We start from the raw sequence: 21988 nt of genomic DNA, 5'->3' as shown, positions 1-21988 counted from the left end.
GGACTTTACACCCCTTTCGACAATAAATGTTTTGTTTTCAACTTAAAAGGATATAGTTGCTTATACCAACATATTTATTGCAAAGGGGAGCTTAACACATGAAACAAATTATAAGTGGTATCATACTGATTTTGGTCAGTGTAGTCGGTTTCAACTGGTGGGATACGCTTTTAAGTTCAACGAAGATCCATGAAGCTCAATCCACACTTTTCTTCTATTCGGTTCCATATATCCTTTCATTCATGCTTGCGATTATCGGTGTAAGTTCGATTACATATGGCATGGGTTCATATAAAAAAGAACGATCGGACTTTGAAGAAACAGCCTGAATATAGGCTGTTTTTATTTTTTGCAAAAAGAAGCAAGCTATACGTTCTAGACCCCTGAATTACCAAAAAATCATACGGTTTTTGTATATGAACTTGGTCAACCTAATCATACATCCCTAGAAAATGGGGTATGATAATGAGGAAATTCACCGCTGTGATCGCATGTGCAATGTTCGTTGCAGGGTGCGGCAATTCCGTTGCGATTTCAGAGCAACCGAAAAAGGCGACTTCCTCATTTAATGAAATTCTAACTGTTGAAGAAATCAAAAAAGAAAAGGTCCTGCTGCAGGTTCCTTTAATCAAACAGTTACCTGAATTACCAAGAGGATGTGAAGTCACCAGCCTTGCAATGTTATTACGACATGCAGGAGTAAATGTTGATAAAATGACCCTTGCAAAAGAGGTCAAAAAAGACCCTACACCATATCAAAGAAAAAATGGAATAACCTATTTCGGCAATCCAAATCAAGGTTTTGTCGGAAATATGTATGATATGAACAAACCAGGTTTAGGTGTATATTCAAAGCCGATCTCTGATTTAGCTAAACGATATCTCCCAGGGAGAGTAGTGGATCTTACAGGATCGGATTTTGAGGAAGTCATCCAGCATGTTGAACAAGAAAAGCCTGTATGGGTCATCAATAATACCTGGTTCTCCAAGGTGCCAGAAAAATATTGGGTCCAATGGCAGACTCCTCAAGGAACAATGAAAATCACCTATAAAGAACATTCGGTTTTGATCACTGGCTACGATGAACAAAATATCTATTTCAACGATCCTTTGGCTGGTATGAAAAACCGGAAAGTCCCAAAAGCCCAATTCCAAAAAGGATGGGAACAGATGGGACGCCATGCAATTTCCTATAAGTGACCTGAAGAGTGATTCTTCATGGTCACTTTTTGAAGCGTTCATGGGGGTGCCACCATCCCAGATACGTGCATATGTGCCATGGGAGATAATTTTATGTAGGCTGTTTTCGTAAACTGCCTTTTCAAGGAAGCATTTGTGCTCCTGCGTCTACAAGAAAGTCCTGTCGAAGCGAGCTTCCTCGTCGCATGCCTTGCGAGTAGATTATTCAGGTAGTAGGCACGCTGATTTCGCAGGACAAGGAAAGCTTCGGCAGCGTTACATCGCACGAAGAAAATGCGATTTTCATTTTCGAGGAGTCCCGCACCTCGCTCTCCAATCAACTTGCACAGAATTAATGACTTAAAAGCAACAACCTTTTAGAAAAGGGCAATTAAGTAAAAAACCGCCCTGAAAAGCATGGGCGGTTTTCGATAACTGCTATTTCATTCCTTTACTGGTTTGTCCACTATAGCGGCTTAATTTTTCCCTGATCGACTGTCGGAGTTCTTCTGATTTCGCCGCGGTATAAGAATCCAAAAGCTCGTTGATCTGGTCTTGGCGGATGCCATTGCTCCACATTACATATGACCGGTATTCAGTGCTCTTCAAATATTTTTTCAACATGTTATATTCAGGTCCGAAGTAGTAAGTGAGGTCGCAGTGGAACTCGATCATATCATTCAAATCGACAGCCAGAATCGTATCATCCAGTAAGTACAGGGATGCCTCTTTTTTCCTCATCAATACAGGGACGGCATAAAGCTCATGTTCTTCAAGGACACCATGTGAAGTAGGTAAAAATAAATACGGAGTGTTTTCACTATCAAAGCCTACAAAAAAGTCAGCGGCAGATTCTTGTAATGTCGGTTGACGAAGCATCGTACATTGGACGAGCACTCGTTGAGATTCGATCATTCCCGTTTCCCCCTCGGTTTTTCGTTTAAGTATCAACAGAATTTCCACATTACGGCTTTTTTATACATGGGATTGGAAGTTTAATAGAGTCTGAAGACAACTTGTCCATTTTCGACTTGTCATTGACAAAGGAACGAGAAACCGTTTACACTAAAAATATTATTATTGAATTACGAAAATTATGAAAGAAGTTGGCCAAAATGCGAGATTTAATTTTGCATCGGATTCAAATTCCAATAAAATCAATAGTATGCAGGAAGCCGTTGATCGATTGAAAAATCGGATCAGCGGCTTTTTTTGATTGGATTTTATCTCGCTAAATTGGTAGTGCAATAGGAAGGGGGAGATCGAATGATCACATTGACAGGGAATACGTTGACATTAAAAGAAATCTATCATGTGTTATTTGAAGAGGAACAGGTTCAAGCATCAGCCGAAAGTTTGGAGAATGTTAAAGTGAGCCGTAAATCCGTTGAAAAGATCGTGTCCAATAATGAAGTTGTGTATGGAATCACGACCGGCTTCGGAAAAATGAGTGATGTGTGGATCGATCAGTCGAAGGTTGAAGCGCTTCAGCTCAATTTGATCAGAAGTCATGCCTGTGGTGTGGGGGAGCCATTTCCAGAGGTCGTCAGCAGGGCGATGCTCCTTTTAAGGACGAACGCTTTATTGAAGGGTTATTCCGGGGTTCGTGTTGAAGTCATCAATTTATTGATTGACTGTATCAATAGGGGGATCCATCCAATCGTTCCACAGCAAGGCTCGCTGGGAGCAAGCGGCGATCTTGCGCCATTATCACATTTGGCGCTTGTACTCATCGGTGAAGGAGAAGCTTTTTATAGAGGAAAAAGAGTGAGTGGAGAAGAAGCATTACAATGTGAAAACCTGATTCCGCTCGTGCTGAGTGCGAAGGAAGGTCTCGCTTTGATCAATGGGACACAAGCGATGACTGCCATGGGAGTAGTCGCTTATCTGGAGGCGGAAAAACTGGCCTATCAAAGTGAACTGATTGCAGCAATGACATTAGAAGGGCTGAGAGGAATAACCGATGCGTTTGAGGAAGAAATCCATCAAGCGAGAGGATATCCCGAACAGGTCGGTGTGGCACAGCGGATCAGGATGTATATCAAACAAAGCAAGCTTTCGACAAAGCAAGGGGAAGTAAGGGTACAGGACGCTTATTCATTGAGATGTATCCCTCAAGTCCATGGCGCTACATGGCAGGCGTTGAACTATGTAAAAGAAAAGCTTGAGATTGAAATCAATGCTGCAACGGATAATCCTTTGATTTTCGATTACGGGAACAAAGTGATATCCGGAGGAAACTTCCACGGGCAACCGATTGCGATTGCCATGGATTTATTAAGCATAGCCATCGCTGAACTTGCGAACATTTCCGAGCGACGCATCGAGAGGATGGTCAATCCACAGCTGAATGATCTCCCGGCGTTCTTATCGGCGGATCCTGGAGTGGAATCCGGTGCGATGATCCTCCAATATTCGGCTGCTTCACTTGTTTCAGAAAACAAAACGCTGGCACACCCAGCAAGCGTGGACTCGATTCCTTCATCTGCGAATCAAGAAGATCACGTAAGCATGGGAACGATCGGTTCACGCCACGCTTACCAGGTCATCCAAAACACGCGGAATGTGCTTGCGATCGAATGGTTTTGCGCAATGCAAGCAGTAGAATATAGAGGAGTTGAAAGGATGGCGCAGCGGACGCGGAAAGGGTTTGACAGGGGAAGAGAAATCGCCCCGAGCATTACCGGAGACCGTGTATTCGCCAAAGACATCGAAAAGCTGTCACAGGATTTGAAGGAAGCTGATTGGCTGGGCATTTTAATCGAACAATAAATTCCGAAATGGAGGGTTTTTAAATGACAAAAATCAAAGCGCCTAGAGGAACGACACTGAATACGAAAGGGTGGGTCCAGGAAGCCGCTTTACGAATGCTGATGAACAATCTGGACCCTGACGTGGCAGAAAAACCAGAAGAACTCGTCGTTTATGGAGGGATCGGAAAAGCTGCACGAAATTGGGAAAGCTTTGATGCGATTGTGGAATCACTTAAGGATCTGGAAAACGACGAAACGTTGATGGTGCAATCCGGAAAGCCGATCGCAATATTCAAGTCACACGAAAACGCACCCCGCGTGTTGATTGCTAACTCCAACCTCGTACCAGCCTGGTCGAATTGGGAAACATTCCGGGATCTCGAGAAAAAAGGGCTGATGATGTATGGACAAATGACAGCCGGAAGCTGGATCTACATCGGAACTCAGGGTATTTTACAAGGAACGTATGAAACTTTCGCGGAGGCAGCAAGAAAGCATTTTGGCGGAACCCTCGCTGGCACTTTGACCGTAACTGCGGGACTAGGTGGAATGGGTGGCGCCCAGCCGCTTGCAGTCACAATGAATGATGGAGTCGTCATTGCGATCGAATGTGACCCGCATCGAATCCAACGCAGAATTGAAACGAGGTATTGTGATACGAAAGCGGAGACACTTGATGAAGCATTGAAATTGGCAAAAGAAGCAATGGCCAAAAAAGAACCGCTTTCGATTGCTCTGCTTGGAAATGCGGCAGACATTTTACCTGAGCTAGTTAGACGTGGCGAAATTCCAGATCTTGTGACCGACCAGACTTCTGCCCATGATGTTTTGAATGGATATCTGCCAATTGGATTCACTCTAGAAGAGGGCGAAGAATTACGGAAACGGGACCAGGAAACATATATCTCAAAATCAAAAGAAAGCATCAAGCAACATGTGGAAGCGATGGTTGACCTGCAAAAGGCAGGGGCGGTCGTTTTTGACTACGGAAACAATATCCGTCAAGTTGCAAAAGATGAAGGATACGAAAATGCATTCGATTTCCCAGGATTCGTACCAGCCTTCATCCGACCGATGTTCTGTGAAGGAAAAGGACCATTCCGTTGGGCAGCCCTCTCAGGTGATCCTGAAGACATCTATGCTATTGACGAAGTGATCCTCAAGGAATTCGCACATGATGAACATTTGTGCAAATGGATCAAAATGGCACAGGAGAAAGTCGCGTTCCAGGGGCTTCCGTCTCGTATCTGCTGGCTAGGTTACGGGGATCGTGCTAAACTTGGGAAAATCATCAATGACATGGTTGAAAGCGGTAAAGTGAGTGCTCCGATCGTCATCGGTCGTGATCACCTCGACTGTGGTTCAGTCGCCTCCCCGAACAGGGAAACGGAAGCGATGAAAGACGGCAGTGATGCCATCAGCGATTGGCCGATCTTGAATGCGTTGATCAATGGCGTCAACGGGGCAAGCTGGGTATCTGTCCATCATGGTGGTGGTGTAGGGATGGGATATTCACAGCATGCCGGGATGGTCATCGTTGCGGACGGTACGAAGGAAGCAGCTGAAAGACTGGAACGCGTCTTAACGTCTGACCCTGGTATGGGCGTGGTAAGACATGCAGATGCAGGTTATGATTTAGCAATCAAGACAGCAAAAGAGAAGGGTGTCCGAATCCCGATGCTGGATAAGCGTAATGTGAGCGGAAGGAGTGGGGTATAAACATGACATTGAATGCAGATTTACTTTTGAAGAATATCGGTCAATTATTGACGATGCAAGGAGAAGAAGGCATCCGTAAAGGTGAAGCGATGAAACAGATCGGGTTGATCGAAAAGGCTGTCGTAGCCGTGAAAGATGGGAAGTTCGTCTACGCTGGCCAAGCTGATCAGGCTCCATCTATTGAAGCAGCAGAAGAGATCGATTGTGAAGGGAAACTTGTAACACCAGGTTTAGTCGATCCACACACCCATCTTGTGTTCGGGGGATCACGCGAGCATGAACTCGCCCTTAAACAGCAGGGCGTACCCTACCTGGAAATCCTGAAACAGGGTGGAGGTATTTTATCGACTGTCAAGGCAACTCGTGAGACGGATGAGGAAACGCTTTATGAAAGAGCCGTCTTCCATTTGGAACGGATGCAAAGTTACGGAATTACGACGATGGAAGCGAAAAGCGGCTATGGGCTGGATGCAGAAACAGAGATCAAGCAGCTTCTGGTCCTCAAACGGCTCCAGGAAAGCCAGAAGACAGACATCGTATCGACATATCTAGGCGCGCATGCGATCCCGAATGAATATAAAGGGAAGTCTGAAGCGTTTCTGGATGAGATGATCAAAGTCATGGAAACCGTAAAAGAACAAGATCTGGCAAGCTTCGTTGATATTTTCTGTGAAACAGGCGTCTTTACTGTGGAAGAGTCTCGACAGTATCTTCGGAAAGCAAAGGAAATGGGCTTTGACGTCAAAATCCACGCTGATGAAATCGATCCTTTAGGCGGAACTGAAATGGCTTGCGAAGTAGGCGCGATATCAGCTGATCATTTAGTGGGGGCATCGGAAGAGGGAATACGTCAATTAGGGACATCAAACACGATTGCAGTGCTTTTACCAGGAACGACCTTTTACCTGAATAAAAATGAATTCGCAAAAGCGCGGGAGATGATCGAAGCGAACGCGGCTGTAGCGCTTGCGACAGATTTCAATCCTGGAAGCTCTCCGACCGAAAATCTCCAGTTCATCATGAATCTGGCGGCATTGAAATTGAAAATGACACCGGAAGAAATTTGGAATGCGGTAACGGTAAATGCAGCTTATGCCATCGGTCGTGGTGAACAGGCTGGGAAAATTGAAGAAGGACGTCATGCAGACATGGTGATCTGGGATGCTCCCAACTATCTCTATCTTCCTTATCATTATGGCGTGAATCATGTCAGGACAGTGTTGAAGAATGGGGAAACGCTCTTCGAAAGGGGAGAGCGAGTTGGCAAAGTTTCCGTATCTTAAAAAAGCTGGAGAAGCAGGATTTACAGATTCTCAAGTCATAAAAGCACATGAAATCGTCCGTGAATGGGATGGAGAAAGCCTGGTGAGCGGAATCGGTCTTTTAGGAGTTCCTTTATCGAAGCCTTCAATCAGTCTATCTGGAGCTTCCCAAACACCAGGTGTGATCCGGCAGATGTTTTCAGCACTATCGACCTATGCGATTGAGCAAGAAAAGGACCTGGCAGAGGAGACGATCACCGATTTTGGAGATATAGAAATGCATCTGACGGATATTCCTGCATCACATGATCGAATCTATCAAACTTTTTCCAGCATATTGACAGATCAGCCGACTATGTTTCCAATCGTATTAGGCGGCGATCATTCAATCAGTTATCCAAGCATCAGAGCGTTTTCCGCGAACTGGAAAAAAGCAGGGATCATCCAATTCGACGCACATCATGATCTTCGAAATCGTGAGGATGGAGGGACTGGTAACGGTACGCCATTCCGTGCGCTTATTGAAGAAGGGGTTATTAAAGGGGAGCACTTGGTACAGATCGGAATCCGCAACTTTTCAAATAGCCAGCCTTATCATGAATATGGCAAGGAACATAGTGTTACGATCCATACGATGAAAGATGTACGCGAAAAAAGCATGACGGAAATTTTACGCCAATCTATCAATCAACTAAAAGATAAAGTTGATGTCATCTATGTTTCACTGGATATGGATGTGCTTGATCAGGCCTTTGCACCGGGTTGTCCGGCAGTAGGGCCAGGTGGAATGACGAGTGATTGTTTACTAGAGGGGATCGAAATGCTTGCAAAAGAGCCGATAGTCCAGGGGATGGATATCGTCGAGATTGATCCAACGGTAGATTTCCGGAACATGACCAGTAAACTGGCAGCATTCATCATCCTGACTTTCATGCTTCATCGGGTATAAGAAAACAAAGCTATAACTGCCAACAGAAAAGAGCGTAGACAACATCCGTAGACTCCTACGGGAACAGCACGAGTCGAAGACCCCGGAAGAAAGCGGTCTGTGCTTTCTGAGGAGGCTGAGTCCGTGCCCGCGGAAAGCGAAGGATGTTGACGAAGCGGAACCTTCATATATTGCTCAATAAAGAAAACCCGGACAAATTGTCCGGGTTATTCTATTGATCAAAGTCGCTTTTGCCGTTGACTCGATCAATACAACTTCCCTTGTCGGAACAGTACCGTTGATAGCTTCATGACGGCCTGGATGTAGCAATTTTGCCTGAGAGGGAAAGGATCTCCGAAAAATTGAGGCAAAATGGTATCCATTGTTGATTGCATTTTTTCAAAGAGCATATCGAACACCTGCTGTTCACTATAGAACTGTGTTTCGCGGCCTTGAAGCCATTCGAAATAGGAAACAATCACTCCTCCAGCATTTGCAAGGATATCAGGGACGATGATGACACCATTGTTTGCTAAATATTCATCTGCTTCACCTGTAACAGGAGCGTTGGCACCTTCAACGACAATCTTTGCTTTGACCTGTTCTACATTGTCTTTATGGATCTGGTCTTCGAGTGCTGCAAGGACCAGGACATCAACATCCAGATAGAGTACCTTTTCACGGTCGAGGATATCCGCTTTCATTTCCAATCCATTCAACTCAGCTTCAGTAGTCGGCAGATCTCCCTCATTATTAGCGGTAAATTCGACAAGTGCAGGGATATCAAGACCTTGAGGATTATACAACGTGACGTTGCGATCACTGACGGCTACGATTTTGTTATTCAAATATGAGCATCGATGAGCCTCAAGAGCAGCAACTGAGCCGACATTTCCGAATCCCTGTACGGCCATCTTCAAAGGTTTCCCTTCCTGATCCAGTGCTGTATGTGCAAAAGGGTTCTCCTGGGCATCAAGCCATTCCCTGTTTTCTTTCATGAAATCCGACAACATGTAACGGAAGGTGAAATAAACCCCTTTACCCGTAGCTTCTCTTCTTCCGAGGGAACCACCATTGATGATACTTTTTCCAGTAAAACTTCCCCTGTAGGTCGCACCAGGGCGGATGCTCTTATATTCAGCCATCATCCAATCCATTTCACGATCACCCGTCCCCATGTCTGGTGCTGGGATATCTTTATCTGGACCTAAAATGTCGCTGAAATAATGCACATATTTTTTACAGATTTGATGCAGTTCTTTGACTGAATAATTTCTTGGGTTAAGGATGACCCCGCCTTTTCCGCCGCCGAAGGGGACTTCATGAAGGGCGTTCTTCAATGTCATGAGTGAAGCAAGGTTCGTGACTTCATCTTCATTGACAGACTCATGGAAACGGATCCCGCCTTTATAAGGACCTAACGTATTGTTGTGTTGGACCCGAAATGATGGGATCCGTACCACTTTCCCGTTCTCTAATGCAATACGTAGAAACGACTTATGTATATGGTTCGGTGTTGAAAGAATCGCAGTAAGAGAAGTGAAAGCTTGTTCTCTATCCTGTTCCTTCAAATCTGGTAAAAAGGTCTCGTCTTCCAGTAATGCATCTAATGAGTGTTGGACAATTGATCCGGTCTGGCTTGCCATATAGAAAACCTCCTATCAAATGTTTGGCTATATAAAGTATATCAATCTTTTCCCATCATATAAAAAGATAAACACTTCCCTGAAAAGGTGGGTCATACCTGTTCTTAAAACAGGGGAATTGAAATAAATCCTACATTTTACATAGTTTTGAAAATCAGTTAAACCCCCCTTATTCCTCATTATATCCTAGGTCGAATGTAATACGATTAAACTACAGAAAAATCAAAATAGTTCTAAAATGCAACAAAAATTGAGGGAGGAAAGGGAATGAAAAAGAAGCATGTGGTCGCATCAGCAGTATTAGCAACAAGTATGTTATTTACATCCTTAGGAGGCGCAAGCGGAGCAGAAGCAGATAAAAAGCTCCAACAAGCGAAAAATCCTGACTTTGCACCTGCAATGGTCAACAAAAACCAAAACAAACTCTTCGACAATCTAGAGACGATGCTTACAGAAAAGAAGGCTTCAGATAAGGTTGAGGTCATCATCCAATTTGATAATTCGATGACTAACCAAAAGGCTCATGAAGCAATCATGAAGAAAGTCGGAAATTTCGATACGACATTCAAATTCGATAAAACGATCAACGGAGTAGCAGCAACTTTGACGAAAAAGCAAATCGAAAAATTGGAAAACATTCCATTCGTCAAATCGATTGAATACGATGCTCCTGTCAAGGCGTTCAATGGAACGGCAAATACATGGTTTGGAACAGAAAAAGCAAGAGCAGATTACGGATTGACTGGAGATGGCGATGGAAATGTCAATTCATATTCAAAGGATGACCAGGTGGTAGCCGTCATCGATACAGGAATCGATGCAAGCCACGTCGATCTCGATGAAGGAAAAGTCATCGGATGGAAAGACCTTGTCAACAATCGTACAACCCCTTATGACGATCAAGGTCATGGCACGCATGTGGCGAGTACAGTAGCCGGTGATGGGGATGGAAACCCGACACATAAAGGTGTGGCACCAGGTGCTGCTTTAGTTGGTGTCAAAGTATTGGACAGCCAGGGAAGCGGAAGTATGAGTACAGTAACTGCTGGAATCGAATGGGCTGTTGAAAATAAAGATGTGTATGGTATCGAAGTATTGAGCTTGAGTCTAGGGACATCAGCAAGTTCGGACGGTACCGATTCTACCTCCCAGGCAGTCAATAATGCAGTGGATGCTGGACTGGCAGTAACAGTTGCTGCAGGAAATGCAGGACCTAGTAAAAAGACCGTAGGTTCACCAGGCGCTGCTGAAAAAGTCATCACAGTAGGTGCTGGTGCTGACCTTGGAGAAGGCGGCTATTTCCTGGCTTATTTTTCAAGCCGTGGAGAAACAGCAGATGGACGCATCAAGCCTGATGTCGTTGCACCAGGATATAACTTGACAGCGGCAGAGGCGAACAGCGGTAGTGGTTATGTAACCTATTCTGGAACAAGCATGGCGACTCCGTTCACTGCCGGTACGATCGCCTTGATGCTTGAAGCGAATCCTTCACTTACTCCGAACCAGGTGAAAAATATCATTGCCGATACGGCTGAAGATTGGGGTCCTGCAGGTAAAGATGTCGATTATGGACATGGTTTCCTGGATGGTTTTGCAGCAATCAGTGATGCTGGTAATCTATCAGGTACAAACATTGCGAAGCCGAATCATTTCGCTGAACAGAATTCTCTAGGAGGATCTGGTGCAGCAGATACGTATCAATTCAATGTGGATAATACGAACTATCCAGCGGCTGTAACATTGATCATTCCAGATTGGCAGCCAGGATTCTTATGGTGGGGAAGTGATCCGGATTTCGATGTCTATCTCTACAACCCATCAGGTCAGCAGGTAGCAAAGGCAGAAGGTACTGAACGACAAGAAACGCTTACATTCAAACCGACAACGACAGGAACTTACACGCTCAAAGTTTCCTCTTATTCTGGAGACGGATCCTACTACTTAGACTTGAGTGCAGGAACGAGTAGTCTGAACCTGACTTCCAATCAATAGATAATTATGAGAGATGACTTGTTTAGGCAGGTTATCTTTTTTATGTTTAGGCTCAAAAAACAATATCAGGTCTTCTTAGTGTCCTGGGACGAAGCGTATGATTTGACCGCCTGCAATTTTAAGAAGCTGCAAGCGAAATATGGAAAAGGTACACTCTCCGTAAGCAATGTGGTATGAATCTTCGGGTAGATACCCAGCACAAACAAAGTGGGGAAGGACACCATGAAATGACAGCGATGCTAGTAGTTGAATAATCATTAAAGAAAAAAGGGCGCCACTTTTAAAGTGGCGCCCTTTTTGTGTCGAAAAATCACAGTATTTCCCAGGTGATAGCGAGGATTTGTCGAAGCTAGGAAGCATCTGCCGTTTTTCGATCCATATATCGTTGAATCAAACTGGCTTTAAGTTCGATCATAGGTTGTGCCAGTGTAATGATCGGTTTTGAAGCCGTTATCAACGTCACGATAACCGCCAATATCAATAATGTGAAATAATTCCCAGAATCGCTGACCTTATCATAAAACGGTGTTAACTCGAACAGTTTGACGATGAATCCATGTAACAAATATACATATAAGGTTCTTGTTCCTAGATGTGTAAAGAACATCTTCCTTCTAGGAACGATCGCCATGAAACTGAATGTAGCAAGAGCCATAAGTCCATACATCAACATACGGATGAACCATGCTTGCCCTAGCTCCACACCTAAATCTTCATAAGAGGATGATGCCAGCAGCCAATCTTTCGCTTCTTGCGGGAAGAAGAAATAATAACTGACAAACATTCCAACTAAGATCAAGCCTGCTGCAATCCTTCTTTCAGGACGCAACATGGCGTAAAAGTGTTCCTTTTTCAACAGGTAACCGCCAAGGAAGACCGGGAAGAATACAAAAGTTCTGGATAGACTGAAATATGTGCCGATATCTTGGATGTAACCTGCAAATATACCGATTGTCATTGCTACGATCATCATGATTGCCGGATGCTTCATTTTGACGAATAGAAGCAGTAATACATTCCACAGAACCATGCTCAATAAGAACCATAATGTCCAATAAGGATCGAATAAAGTCAATGTTTCTTTACCATTCCAAATTCTATGGAGTACGAAATAGATAAGCTGGAAAATGAAATAAGGAATCAGGATCTTCTTGAATATCTTTTTCAAGTATCCAGGTTTTTTTATACTCTTTGAGAAAAAGCCTCCGATTAAAATGAATGCCGGCATATGGAAGGTATAAATAAAGGTATAGATGGTATATAATGCTTCACTATCTCCTTTGTGCGGACTGATGAAATGTCCGAATACAACGAGAAAAATCAATATGAACTTCGCATTGTCGAAATAGAATTCACGTGTTCCTTGTTTACTCATAACCAGGGCCTCCAAGGTGCAAAATATTTTTCTAGAATACATAATAAAAAGTAGTATGTGCTACGTCTAACATACCCTGCCGGTTTATGAATGAATCGTATGTCACCTAATTTATTCGAATTTGTCACATGTATATGTAGGTATGTAAATCTCTTTTAACAACTCCGAAAAAACTGTAACAATTGTAATGGAAAGGTCGGTAACAAATGGAAAAAACATATAATGAAATAATGATTAAAGGTCCTTTTTCGTTTCGCCATACCTTTAAAAGACATCATCGTACCACAGAAACATTAAAACCAATGGTGATCGACCAAGATGAGAATCGCTTCCTAAAATGGATCCATTTAGGTGAGAAACCATACTTGTTGGATGCGAAAATCGAACATCGCGAAAATGGAGTGTCCATTGTAACAAACACAAAAAAGAAGGATAAGGAAGAAGCTCAAGCTATAAGAGAATATTTATCAAGAATGTTCGGAGCAGGAAATTCGCTGGAGGAATTTTACGGTTCTTTCAAAGGTAATGAAAAAATCGAGATGTTGATCAGTGAATTTCATGGAATGAGGATCCTGTCCAACCCTGACTTGTTCGAGGTGATGGTCGATACGATCATTGGCCAACAAATCAACCTTACATTTGCTGCTACACTAAAGGAACGCTTCATTCGGTTTGCAGGTGATATCAGGCCATTGCATGGAGTCGATCTTTACCTTTTCCCTCGGCCAGAAGCTGTGGCTGAACTTGAATACGAACAGCTTCGCGAGCTCTCATTCAGTCAAAGGAAAGCAGAATACATTATTGATTTTGCCAGAAACGTTGTAACCGGAAGGATTGATCTCGAGCATTTATGGACAAGTTCGAATGAAGAAATCATCGAGGAATTACTTCCATTTAGAGGAATTGGAAGATGGACAATCGAATGTTTAATGTTATTCGGCTTAAACCGACCAGATGTATTACCAGCCGCAGATGTCGGTCTGCGAAATGCGGTAAGGTCGATTTATGAAGTGGATTTGCAGCCGCAGACAGAAGAAATACGTATGTTGGCGGAGGAGGAGAACTGGAATCCCTGGGAAAGTTATATCACTTTCTATATGTGGCAGTATCTGAAGACAGCTCCTTAAATTAAACTTGGTAAAGCCAAGCCTTAGGCGTAGGCTGAGCCATTAGTTGCGCTTATACTGAAGAAAGCATTTTTATACTTTCTTTAAGTGGAACAGAAAAAGAGTTGACCTGCATTCAGGTCAACTCTTCATCCATACTAATCCAAGATGGTGACTTCAACTTGTTGCTTTCCGAAGTTTGTTGCATCTTCTTCAGATTGCATGTATAAATCGATCTTGTTACCGTCGATCGCTCCACCTGTATCTCCTGCTACAGCACGACCGTATCCTTCAACGTAAACCTCAGTTCCAAGAGGGATGATGTCTGGATCAACAGCAACGACCTTTTGATTCGGGTTGGCATTCAAGTCGATTCCTGTAGCTGTTACACCAGAGCAACCATCACAGTTTGCTGTATAGGCTGTCGCTTCCATTGTGAGCGTTTTTTGTTCTTCATCGTCAGCAGACGCTTGTCCACTGTCATTTGTTTCAGAAGTTTCTTTTTCAGCAGCTGCAACTTCATTATCTGGTTGTGCGGCTTGTCTCAATTCAAATAAGGCTGTTTTTGTTTGAGGACCTGCAATACCGTCCACTTGAAGATCATTCTTTTCTTGATATTCTGTTACAGCTTTTTCAGTCAATGGTCCGAAGATGCCATCTACTTTATAGTCATATAGCTTCAATTCGGTCAGATGTTCTTGTAAATGTTCAACCGCTTTACCGCGATCACCGCGTTCGATCATTTCTGTTGCTTCTTTCAATACATCGGCAGTTTCTTGATCGATCGTTCCTGTAGGGTCAAGACCATACTCCTGCTGGAACCCTTTCACACCTTTATGCGTGATATCACCGTAGTAACCGGTTGTTTTATCATAGTCGAAAAAACCTAATTCTTTCAGGTCTTGTTGAACTGTGTGGATATCATCATGCCACATATTCTTCTTTAGTGGCGTTTCTACATCTGCCGCCTGTGTTGCTGCTGGTGCAAGTACAGCTGATCCTGCTACCGCAGCAGTCAATACTACCTTTTTGAACATATAGAAGTTTCCCTCCTTTGAAGTTAGAGACGTGTTTTTTGCGTCCCAATTGCACATTCTACAAGGACATTATGACATGACAATAATAGTGCAATTACAAAGGGGTTACGTTTAAAATACAAGTGTCTGATAGGATTGTCATATACACCAAATATAGGAAAATCCATTACGAAAGGGAGAGGTAAAATTCGAACGGGGAGGTTATCACGATGAGTGTAAGACGACCATCAAAGTTGGTTATGATCATATCAGTGTCAGTGATCTTCATAGTTGTAACTGGAGGATGGGCAGGTATTCAAATGTTTAAAAAGGCAAATGATGAGTCTATTACTCTAGCTGATGCGAAAGATAATGGGGAGGTCCGGGTCGTTTCTGAGGATACAATCTTTGTGAATGGGAAGGAAGAGGAGTTTTCGAGAGAAGTAGCAAAAATGCATGCTTATTTCAATGAATTGCTCGGGTGGGGAGGATGGAGGACGTTCGATCCGAAGAGCAAAGACGATGAACTTCATTCACAGCTCCAATACATCAATACCATCCTTTTACCTGAAACAACAGGTACATTAGCGAAGGATATGGAGCGCGCTGCAGAAGGAATAGAAGAAGCTTTAAAGACCAACTCCACCGAAGAACTGTTTATTTCCCACCGGATTTTCCATGATCTTGATGTGGTTATGAATGACAATACTGCAGAAGACTATTGGGGAGTAACCACAACATACGGGAAACAATGATTCTGTTTTGAAAACGTCAATATTTTACTGCTGTCACAATGTATTCTATGGTAAAGTGATAAGTGGAAGGACGGGATGTACAAGATGTTCAAAGTATTACTTGTCTCAATTCTTATCATCATCGTTGTTTTGGTTCTTTTCGTGGCAGCAATAACAAAGGGTTATTCTTATAAACATACAATTGATCCATTGGAAAACAACCCTAACATAGATGAAAAAGAGGAAGACGAAGAAAAACCGAATAATTAAATGACTAATTCCATGATTATCTTTGAAATCAGGTTGGCTGTATAATGCAGTCAACCTTTTTATTTTGGTCTGGACCTAAATAGATGTACAAGCAATCTCCATGAAATGGAATATATTGTTTGTGAGGGGTGATAATCTGTTGAAAGTGGTGAAAAATTGATGAGAATTGTTGTAGATCCGGGTCATGGAGGATCTGATACAGGTGCTGTTTATAAGCAGTACAGAGAAAAAGACTTTAACCTGAAAGTGTCACTTCTCGTAAGAGACCATCTTCTGAAGTCTTATGAAGCAGAAATCCTCATGACTAGAACAACTGACAAAACGATGGCTTTGAAAGAAAGGACAGACTTTGCAAATAATAAGAAAGCTGACTTTTTCTGTTCCATCCATCATAATGCTGCAGGTGGAAGAGGGTTCGAAAGCTATATTTTCAATGGTACTGTCCCTGACAGTACAAAACAAATCCAGACTGTCGTCCACAAAGAGTTCATGTTTGCTGCAAAAAAATATGGTGTCAACGATCGTGGGCAGAAAAGGGCGAATTTCTTTGTGTTGCGGAACACAAGGATGAATGCATTGTTGTTGGAGGTTTTGTTCGTGGACAATGAACATGATCTTAAACTGATCCTAAATGATCAGTTTGTCCGTGATGTTTCCAAAGCGATTGCAATAGGTATCGCCAAAGCCTTGAACCTCAAGGAAAAACCTGCACCAGCCCCGGACCCTGCCACTTTATATAAGGTCATTGCTGGCTCTTTTAAAGAGGAAGAAAATGCGAAAGACCGGGCTCAGTTCCTTTTGAACAATAAAATTGAAGCTTATATTTATCCGATTACGATCGATGGCACTAAATTTTATCGTGTACAAGCTGGGGCATTTTCAGAAAAAAAGAATGCTGAAGGCAGAGTTGCAGCCTTGAAACGTATAGGGATCCAAGATGCTTTTATCGTAACGGAAGGAAAAAGCGATCCGGAAGAGCCGTCACAACCAGATCCGATCAAAGGTTTTACTATTCAAGGCTCAAGTGTCCTGGTAGCTTCCAATCTGCAGGCATTTGTGAAACGGATCAATCCGAATGCTCCGAACCTTGCATCCCTTTACATTGAAATTGGAAAGAAATACGGGCTTCGAGGAGACGCAGCATATGCTCAAGCGGTGCATGAAACGAATTATTTCAGATATACAGGTGTCGTGAAACCAGAACAGAACAACTATGCGGGAATCGGAGCAACAGGACCAGATGAACCAGGTGCTTCTTTCGCTACGCCACGAGAAGGAGTGGCTGCGCATATCCAACACTTGTATGCGTATGCTTCAAAAGCTGGGTTGCCAGATGGAGAGACTCTAGTAGATCCCCGGTTCAATCTCGTAGCGCGCGGATCGGCACCGACATGGGTCGCTTTAAATGGAAAATGGGCTGTACCGGGTACCAATTATGGACAACTTATTCTTGGTATCTATGATAAGATGTTAGATTACGAAGTCAGCAAACTCAATGAACAGCTTGACTTGTTAGAAAAGACAAAGCAACAGTTAGATTAGGAGCTGCCTTTTTGGACAGCTCTTTTTTTCGTTTTTATCAACATTTGATTTTCCGGTAAATTTCTAACACTATTGCTTGAGGTAATATCGTTTTAGGGAATGATACAAGCGAATGGGCTGATGGATTGCAGCCCTGAGTGGAGGGCTACACCGTAAAATACCTGTACCATGAGCAGGAAAGTAAGATGATAATACATACAATGGTACAATTGAATGAGGATATTCTCTTCAAAATAGACTGGGATGAACAACTATGAAGAATTGGCGGAAAAGTGCACGTTTCTTGTGGCTTTGTAATTTCATAATCGTTGCAGCAATGACGATGATATTGCCCTTTTTGCCACTTTATCTCGAAGAATTGGGTGTAACAGGAAGTAAGGCTCTTAGTAATTGGACTGGAGCTGTTTTTTCTGCAGCATTTTTGTCTGGAGCTATCATGGCACCGATATGGGGGATATTTGCAGATAAATATGGTCAAAAAGCGAACTTGATCCGTGCCGGAATCGGTATGGGGATTTTGACATTTTCGATGTCGTTCGCAACTGGTCCATGGATGTTATTAGCATTACGGTTTTTCATGGGCTTCTTTTCAGGTTTCATTACAGTCTCTTTTTCATACTTATCCAGAATCACACCGAAGGAACATACCGGCAGTGCCCTTGGTTTTTTACAAACAGGAGGTATATCAGGTGGAATCATCGGTCCGCTTTTTGGCGGAGCTTTATCAGACTGGTTCGGATTCCGTCCAGTGTTTGCAGTAACAGGAGTCAGCATTCTCATGACATTGATGCTTGTCATCTTTTTCATTCCAAAAGATGAGCCTATGAAAGCTGTGAAAGGGAAGCCAGGGACGTTTCTGGATGTATTACGCAATAAGCAGCTTCTTATTTTATTCATTGCTACGTTTCTCTTACAAGCTGCGATGTTAAGTACGAACTCGATGATGACGATTTTCGTGAAAACCTTCGTGCATAACCCGGAAAATTTAGCCCTTCTTGCTGGGTTAGCTGCATCAATCCTTGGTATTGCCACGATTATTGGATCACCCTATCTCGGAAAATTAGGAGATCGGATTGGACATATCAAGATGCTTCCAGTAGTCATGTTGTTAAGCGGGTTGTTATTTTTTCCCCAATTATGGACGGATAATATCTATGAGCTTTATATATGGCGATTTCTGCAAGGTTTGATATTAGGTGGCGTCTGGCCGGCAATTCAGACTTTGATCCATAAAAAAACCCCAGAAGATATTCAGGGACGTGCATTCGGTGTCACTGCCAGCTGTCGATTCCTGGGAAACTTGACAGGACCGATCATCGGCGGATGGATATCAGGGAGTTTTATGACAGCCTATGTATTCGGGTTTGCGGGAGTCATATTGGTGATGGGTAGTGTACTCGTGAAATGGGGCGTGGAACGGGGCGTGGAACGGGATTGAGGACAACGAACAAATAAGAATTTTCGTTGTAGTGATAATTTTGGAGTTGTAGAGATAATTTTAGAGTGGTAGAGATAATTTCGAGTTTGTAGCGTTCAGGTGTAAAGTTGTAGAGATAATTTGATTGGCTTAACTCAAGTCCTCCACACCGACAAGGAAAAAACCACTTCCAACTCAAAAGTGGATGAAGAGGCTGGGACAAAACTATAACTGCCAACAGAAAAGAAGAACAATAAAATAGATTGGAGAAAATGAAAGACGAAAAGCGAAGGATGTTGACGAAGCGGAACCTTCATTTATTACCAGTGAAGAAAACCCGGACAAATTGTTCGGGTTTTCTATTGAACAAAGTTCATTTGTCCAAGCCTCTTCATTAACATACGAGGCAACTTAAGCTCAGCCTACGACAAAGGTCTGGCTTTGCAAAGTTTGCTTTATTCAATCGTGTGTGTAAATGATGTCTCAATTGGCGGTTTGGATGTGACCTTGAACCTAACTTTATAAGTACCGGGATCTAGTTTTGGAATATCCACTTCAAATGTATGTTTCTGACCTGGTTCTATCGTGATCGTCTTCAAAGCTTGAGTGAACATTTTACCTTCTGCCCAATGGAAGACTTCTTTGCCATCTTGATCTGTAATCCACATATCATATTGCTGACCACTGGAAAATTGAAGCTCTTTAGAACTTTGCGTCTGATTTTGGAGCTCGATCACCGCTTTATTATCAGTGAATGAAACAACGTTAAGCTGTAATTCATCTGACACGCTATCATTCCCTTCCGAACTTTTCTCTTTATTATCTTCACCTGCTTCTCCATTTGTCGGCTGGGATTCTGGTTCTTCAGGTTGGTTGCTTGTCCCACATGCAGTCAGAAGAAGGACTAGAAAAATCGTTGCAAGTCGATACATGGTGATTCCTCCTTTTCCGGACATCCCATCTATTCTTCGATGCCCTGAAATCGTATTTGTAGTATAGACGTAACGATCTCAGGCTATGTTTCACCGTTTAATAAATTAAGCAGTTATTATTACATATATAGTAAACCAGAAGACACATTATCGCAATTATTGCTATTAAAAACAGGGGCTGACACGTTGGTCAACCCCTGTGGATGTTCATTCGATTATTTTGCATGTAAACGGCGGATACGTTCGTCTAGATCTGGGTGAGTCGAGAACAACATTTTCTTCTTCTTACCACCGCTGATTTTCATGGTTGCTAGTGATTCCTGACGAGTATCGACGCGGTTTACGTGAGCCCGTAAGGATTCAAGTGCATGGATCATCTTATCTTTCCCAGCTAGATCTGCACCGCCACGGTCCGCATGGAATTCACGGTATCTTGAGTAAGCCATGACAACAATCGCACCAAGAATTGAAAATGCGATTTGGAAAACAATGATGGCAAGGAAGTGGACCAATGCCGCTTTGTCTTCATCAACAAGTTGCGCGACTGCCCATGCTGCGATACGTGATAAGAATACAACAAATGTATTGATGACACCCTGCAGTAAGGTCATCGTCACCATATCCCCATTAGAGATGTGAGCAACTTCGTGCGCTAATACACCTTCAACTGCATCGTCATCCATGTTTTGCAGTAATCCGCTTGAAACAGCGACGAGTGAACGACGTTTCGATGGACCAGTTGCGAAAGCATTGACTTCTGGAGAGTCATAGATTCCGACTTCTGGCATCTTCGTCAATCCAGCTGCACGTGATAAACGATGAACACGTTCTACAAGATCTCGCTCATATGCTGAACTTGGTCTGTCAGGGTCAATGACCTTGACACCCATCATTTTTTTAGCCATCCAACGGGAAATCGCAAGCGATATGAATGAACCGCTGAAACCGACGACCGCACTGAAGACCAATAATTGGCCGAACATGATGTTGCCATCAGCACCGATGTAATTGTTTACACCTAACAACGATAAGACAATCATGATAGTAGTAAGGACAAGAATGTTTGTCAGGATAAACAGAAAAATTCTCTTTGCCATTTTCCATACCTCATTTCAAGTTCATTTGAACTTAATTTATGAGAATAGTATAAATTACCCTTAAGGAATTTTCAAGATAAGAGTTTCAGATTTTAATGAAAATTTGACAAACAATTGACGTTCCCCTCGTTTATTTCGTATGATAAGGTCAAATGACCATATTTGATGAGGTGAAACTATGCCTTCCTTTAAACTTACCCGTAAACAAATGGCAAAACTGCTCTTATCTCTACATCCTGAGCAAGACCAAACAACCTTAGATGTGCTGAAGAAAGCCTGGCTTGAAACGAATGGCCAATCAAAAGGGTTTGATGAGAACGGAATTCCAGAATCTTCATTACCTGCCATTTTTGAAAAGATCATAAAAGGACCGAAACAGGACAAGGGGTTCTCAATCAACGAAATTGTTTCTCTCGGGAACCAGATCGAGTATAGCAGTTTTTCAACTAGTGCCGTTCAAAACTGGGTGAAGAGGGACGTGCGAAATTTGATCGGATCACCTCAGAAGGGAAAGAAATATTCTCTTGAACAAGCAGCGATTCTGTTTATTGTGGAAGATCTCAAGAGTACGCTTGATTTCCTATCGATAAGAAATCTGCTTACACTCATCTTCAATAATATAGAAGACCGACATGATGACCTTATCGATCCACTTGATTTCTATTATACATATGCAGCTATTTTTGAAGAGCTGGATCTGAACAATGACCAGGTTGTTGATGTTGATTTCCGTGTGAAAAATGGTACTAAAGCTGAAACGCTTATTTTTAAGAAAGCTGAAAATAAAATCCAGTACCTTGAAAACTTGGATAGTAAAGAACAATCCATTGTGAAAAATGGGTTGGTGATAGCGACATTATCCATACAAACTTCGTACTTTCAAACTGTATCCCGGCAATTTTTAAACAAAACTTTATTTATTTGAAGACTTCTTCCAAAAGTGTCTGAGTCTCTCCGAAATTAACAAACAAGTTGTGGTTATACAAAATGTTATGTCGGAGGTGTCAGACACTTTTTTTT

General features: G+C 42.7%; 19 protein-coding genes. 13 read left to right on the top strand and 6 right to left on the bottom strand.

Annotated elements, in window-relative coordinates; translation table 11 throughout:
- Positions 1-98 precede the first annotated feature (98 nt).
- Together N8M93_RS04790 and N8M93_RS04785 are read left to right on the top strand one after the other, a co-directional pair.
- Complete coding sequence (locus N8M93_RS04790) at positions 99-329, top strand: hypothetical protein (RefSeq protein WP_261130045.1); 231 nt, start codon at positions 99-101, stop codon at positions 327-329.
- 136 nt (positions 330-465) lie between these two features.
- On the top strand, positions 466-1200 hold the full coding sequence (locus tag N8M93_RS04785) for a C39 family peptidase (RefSeq protein WP_261130044.1): 735 nt from the start codon (positions 466-468) through the stop codon (positions 1198-1200).
- 417 nt (positions 1201-1617) lie between these two features.
- On the opposite strand, the gene N8M93_RS04780 is transcribed toward N8M93_RS04785, so the two are convergent.
- Entirely contained in the window at positions 1618-2094 is a 477-nt protein-coding gene (locus tag N8M93_RS04780; RefSeq protein ID WP_261130043.1) for a hypothetical protein, read from the bottom strand.
- Between the two features lie 351 nt (positions 2095-2445).
- Between N8M93_RS04780 and hutH the strand changes: the two genes are divergently transcribed.
- The 4 genes from hutH to hutG are packed head-to-tail and all read left to right on the top strand — an operon-like array spanning position 2446 to position 7862.
- Positions 2446-3951, top strand: coding sequence for a histidine ammonia-lyase (gene hutH, locus N8M93_RS04775; protein ID WP_261130042.1), 1506 nt, complete (start codon positions 2446-2448; stop codon positions 3949-3951).
- A 23-nt stretch (positions 3952-3974) separates the two neighbouring features.
- Positions 3975-5651, top strand: a complete 1677-nt coding sequence (gene hutU / locus N8M93_RS04770) for a urocanate hydratase (RefSeq protein WP_261130041.1) — start codon at positions 3975-3977, stop codon at positions 5649-5651.
- A gap of 2 nt (positions 5652-5653) precedes the next feature.
- Entirely contained in the window at positions 5654-6934 is a 1281-nt protein-coding gene (hutI, locus tag N8M93_RS04765) for an imidazolonepropionase (protein ID WP_261130040.1), read from the top strand.
- A complete protein-coding gene (hutG, locus tag N8M93_RS04760; RefSeq protein WP_261130038.1) occupies positions 6879-7862 on the top strand; it encodes a formimidoylglutamase in 984 nt (327 codons plus the stop codon). The genes hutI and hutG overlap by 56 nt, the downstream gene beginning before the upstream one ends.
- Positions 7863-8107: 245 nt before the next feature.
- Here hutG and N8M93_RS04755 read toward each other — a convergent pair whose 3' ends face one another.
- Positions 8108-9487, bottom strand: coding sequence for a Glu/Leu/Phe/Val dehydrogenase (locus N8M93_RS04755; protein ID WP_261130036.1), 1380 nt, complete (start codon positions 9485-9487; stop codon positions 8108-8110).
- Positions 9488-9754: 267 nt separating this feature from the next.
- On the opposite strand from N8M93_RS04755, the gene N8M93_RS04750 reads away from it, so the two are divergent.
- Positions 9755-11479 (top strand): S8 family serine peptidase, encoded by a 1725-nt coding sequence (locus tag N8M93_RS04750; protein ID WP_261130034.1) that lies wholly within the window; start codon positions 9755-9757, stop codon positions 11477-11479.
- Positions 11480-11828: 349 nt separating this feature from the next.
- On the opposite strand, the gene N8M93_RS04745 is transcribed toward N8M93_RS04750, so the two are convergent.
- Positions 11829-12854 carry an acyltransferase family protein gene (locus tag N8M93_RS04745; RefSeq protein ID WP_261130033.1) on the bottom strand — a complete coding sequence of 342 codons (1026 nt, stop codon included), beginning with the start codon at positions 12852-12854 and terminating at the stop codon, positions 11829-11831.
- A gap of 206 nt (positions 12855-13060) precedes the next feature.
- On the opposite strand from N8M93_RS04745, the gene N8M93_RS04740 reads away from it, so the two are divergent.
- Positions 13061-13981 (top strand): DNA-3-methyladenine glycosylase, encoded by a 921-nt coding sequence (locus N8M93_RS04740; protein ID WP_261130031.1) that lies wholly within the window; start codon positions 13061-13063, stop codon positions 13979-13981.
- A 137-nt stretch (positions 13982-14118) separates the two neighbouring features.
- Here N8M93_RS04740 and N8M93_RS22780 read toward each other — a convergent pair whose 3' ends face one another.
- Complete coding sequence (locus N8M93_RS22780) at positions 14119-14997, bottom strand: peptidoglycan-binding protein (RefSeq protein ID WP_314728262.1); 879 nt, start codon at positions 14995-14997, stop codon at positions 14119-14121.
- A 209-nt stretch (positions 14998-15206) separates the two neighbouring features.
- Here N8M93_RS22780 and N8M93_RS04725 point away from each other — a divergent pair, with 209 nt between their 5' ends.
- The 4 genes from N8M93_RS04725 (at position 15207) to N8M93_RS04710 (ending at position 18960) form a co-directional block, all read left to right on the top strand.
- The gene (locus N8M93_RS04725; protein ID WP_261130030.1) at positions 15207-15731 is read left to right on the top strand and encodes a hypothetical protein; all 525 of its coding nucleotides are present in this window, start codon (positions 15207-15209) and stop codon (positions 15729-15731) included.
- A gap of 84 nt (positions 15732-15815) precedes the next feature.
- Positions 15816-15980, top strand: a complete 165-nt coding sequence (gene ytzI, locus N8M93_RS04720) for a YtzI protein (RefSeq protein WP_261130029.1) — start codon at positions 15816-15818, stop codon at positions 15978-15980.
- A 159-nt stretch (positions 15981-16139) separates the two neighbouring features.
- Positions 16140-17522 (top strand): N-acetylmuramoyl-L-alanine amidase, encoded by a 1383-nt coding sequence (locus N8M93_RS04715; protein WP_261130028.1) that lies wholly within the window; start codon positions 16140-16142, stop codon positions 17520-17522.
- A 253-nt stretch (positions 17523-17775) separates the two neighbouring features.
- The gene (locus N8M93_RS04710; protein WP_261130027.1) at positions 17776-18960 is read left to right on the top strand and encodes an MFS transporter; all 1185 of its coding nucleotides are present in this window, start codon (positions 17776-17778) and stop codon (positions 18958-18960) included.
- A gap of 434 nt (positions 18961-19394) precedes the next feature.
- Here the strand turns inward: N8M93_RS04710 and N8M93_RS04705 are convergent, their stop codons facing one another.
- Complete coding sequence (locus N8M93_RS04705; protein ID WP_261130026.1) at positions 19395-19871, bottom strand: BsuPI-related putative proteinase inhibitor; 477 nt, start codon at positions 19869-19871, stop codon at positions 19395-19397.
- Positions 19872-20086: 215 nt separating this feature from the next.
- Entirely contained in the window at positions 20087-20968 is an 882-nt protein-coding gene (gene htpX, locus N8M93_RS04700; protein WP_261130025.1) for a protease HtpX, read from the bottom strand.
- Positions 20969-21146: 178 nt separating this feature from the next.
- On the opposite strand from htpX, the gene N8M93_RS04695 reads away from it, so the two are divergent.
- The gene (locus N8M93_RS04695) at positions 21147-21893 is read left to right on the top strand and encodes a DUF1836 domain-containing protein (RefSeq protein ID WP_261130024.1); all 747 of its coding nucleotides are present in this window, start codon (positions 21147-21149) and stop codon (positions 21891-21893) included.
- Positions 21894-21988 lie beyond the last annotated feature (95 nt).

The sequence above is a fragment of the Bacillus sp. Marseille-Q3570 genome, assembly GCF_946151055.1.
GTDB lineage: Bacteria > Bacillota > Bacilli > Bacillales > Fictibacillaceae > Pseudalkalibacillus.
Note: the sequence above shows the minus strand (reverse complement) of the source record. Positions and strands in the feature narration are given on the sequence as shown.

What these genes read in the sequence shown, in the direction of transcription:
- N8M93_RS04790 (WP_261130045.1), top strand. Translation starts at nt 99, where the DNA reads ATGAAACAAATTATAAGTGGTATCATACTGATTTTGGTCAGTGTAGTC.
- N8M93_RS04785 (WP_261130044.1), top strand. Translation starts at nt 466, where the DNA reads ATGAGGAAATTCACCGCTGTGATCGCATGTGCAATGTTCGTTGCAGGG.
- N8M93_RS04780 (WP_261130043.1), bottom strand. Translation starts at nt 2,094, where the DNA reads ATGATCGAATCTCAACGAGTGCTCGTCCAATGTACGATGCTTCGTCAA.
- hutH (WP_261130042.1), top strand. Translation starts at nt 2,446, where the DNA reads ATGATCACATTGACAGGGAATACGTTGACATTAAAAGAAATCTATCAT.
- hutU (WP_261130041.1), top strand. Translation starts at nt 3,975, where the DNA reads ATGACAAAAATCAAAGCGCCTAGAGGAACGACACTGAATACGAAAGGG.
- hutI (WP_261130040.1), top strand. Translation starts at nt 5,654, where the DNA reads ATGACATTGAATGCAGATTTACTTTTGAAGAATATCGGTCAATTATTG.
- hutG (WP_261130038.1), top strand. Translation starts at nt 6,879, where the DNA reads ATGGGGAAACGCTCTTCGAAAGGGGAGAGCGAGTTGGCAAAGTTTCCG.
- N8M93_RS04755 (WP_261130036.1), bottom strand. Translation starts at nt 9,487, where the DNA reads ATGGCAAGCCAGACCGGATCAATTGTCCAACACTCATTAGATGCATTA.
- N8M93_RS04750 (WP_261130034.1), top strand. Translation starts at nt 9,755, where the DNA reads ATGAAAAAGAAGCATGTGGTCGCATCAGCAGTATTAGCAACAAGTATG.
- N8M93_RS04745 (WP_261130033.1), bottom strand. Translation starts at nt 12,854, where the DNA reads ATGAGTAAACAAGGAACACGTGAATTCTATTTCGACAATGCGAAGTTC.
- N8M93_RS04740 (WP_261130031.1), top strand. Translation starts at nt 13,061, where the DNA reads ATGGAAAAAACATATAATGAAATAATGATTAAAGGTCCTTTTTCGTTT.
- N8M93_RS22780 (WP_314728262.1), bottom strand. Translation starts at nt 14,997, where the DNA reads ATGTTCAAAAAGGTAGTATTGACTGCTGCGGTAGCAGGATCAGCTGTA.
- N8M93_RS04725 (WP_261130030.1), top strand. Translation starts at nt 15,207, where the DNA reads ATGAGTGTAAGACGACCATCAAAGTTGGTTATGATCATATCAGTGTCA.
- ytzI (WP_261130029.1), top strand. Translation starts at nt 15,816, where the DNA reads ATGTTCAAAGTATTACTTGTCTCAATTCTTATCATCATCGTTGTTTTG.
- N8M93_RS04715 (WP_261130028.1), top strand. Translation starts at nt 16,140, where the DNA reads ATGAGAATTGTTGTAGATCCGGGTCATGGAGGATCTGATACAGGTGCT.
- N8M93_RS04710 (WP_261130027.1), top strand. Translation starts at nt 17,776, where the DNA reads ATGAAGAATTGGCGGAAAAGTGCACGTTTCTTGTGGCTTTGTAATTTC.
- N8M93_RS04705 (WP_261130026.1), bottom strand. Translation starts at nt 19,871, where the DNA reads ATGTATCGACTTGCAACGATTTTTCTAGTCCTTCTTCTGACTGCATGT.
- htpX (WP_261130025.1), bottom strand. Translation starts at nt 20,968, where the DNA reads ATGGCAAAGAGAATTTTTCTGTTTATCCTGACAAACATTCTTGTCCTT.
- N8M93_RS04695 (WP_261130024.1), top strand. Translation starts at nt 21,147, where the DNA reads ATGCCTTCCTTTAAACTTACCCGTAAACAAATGGCAAAACTGCTCTTA.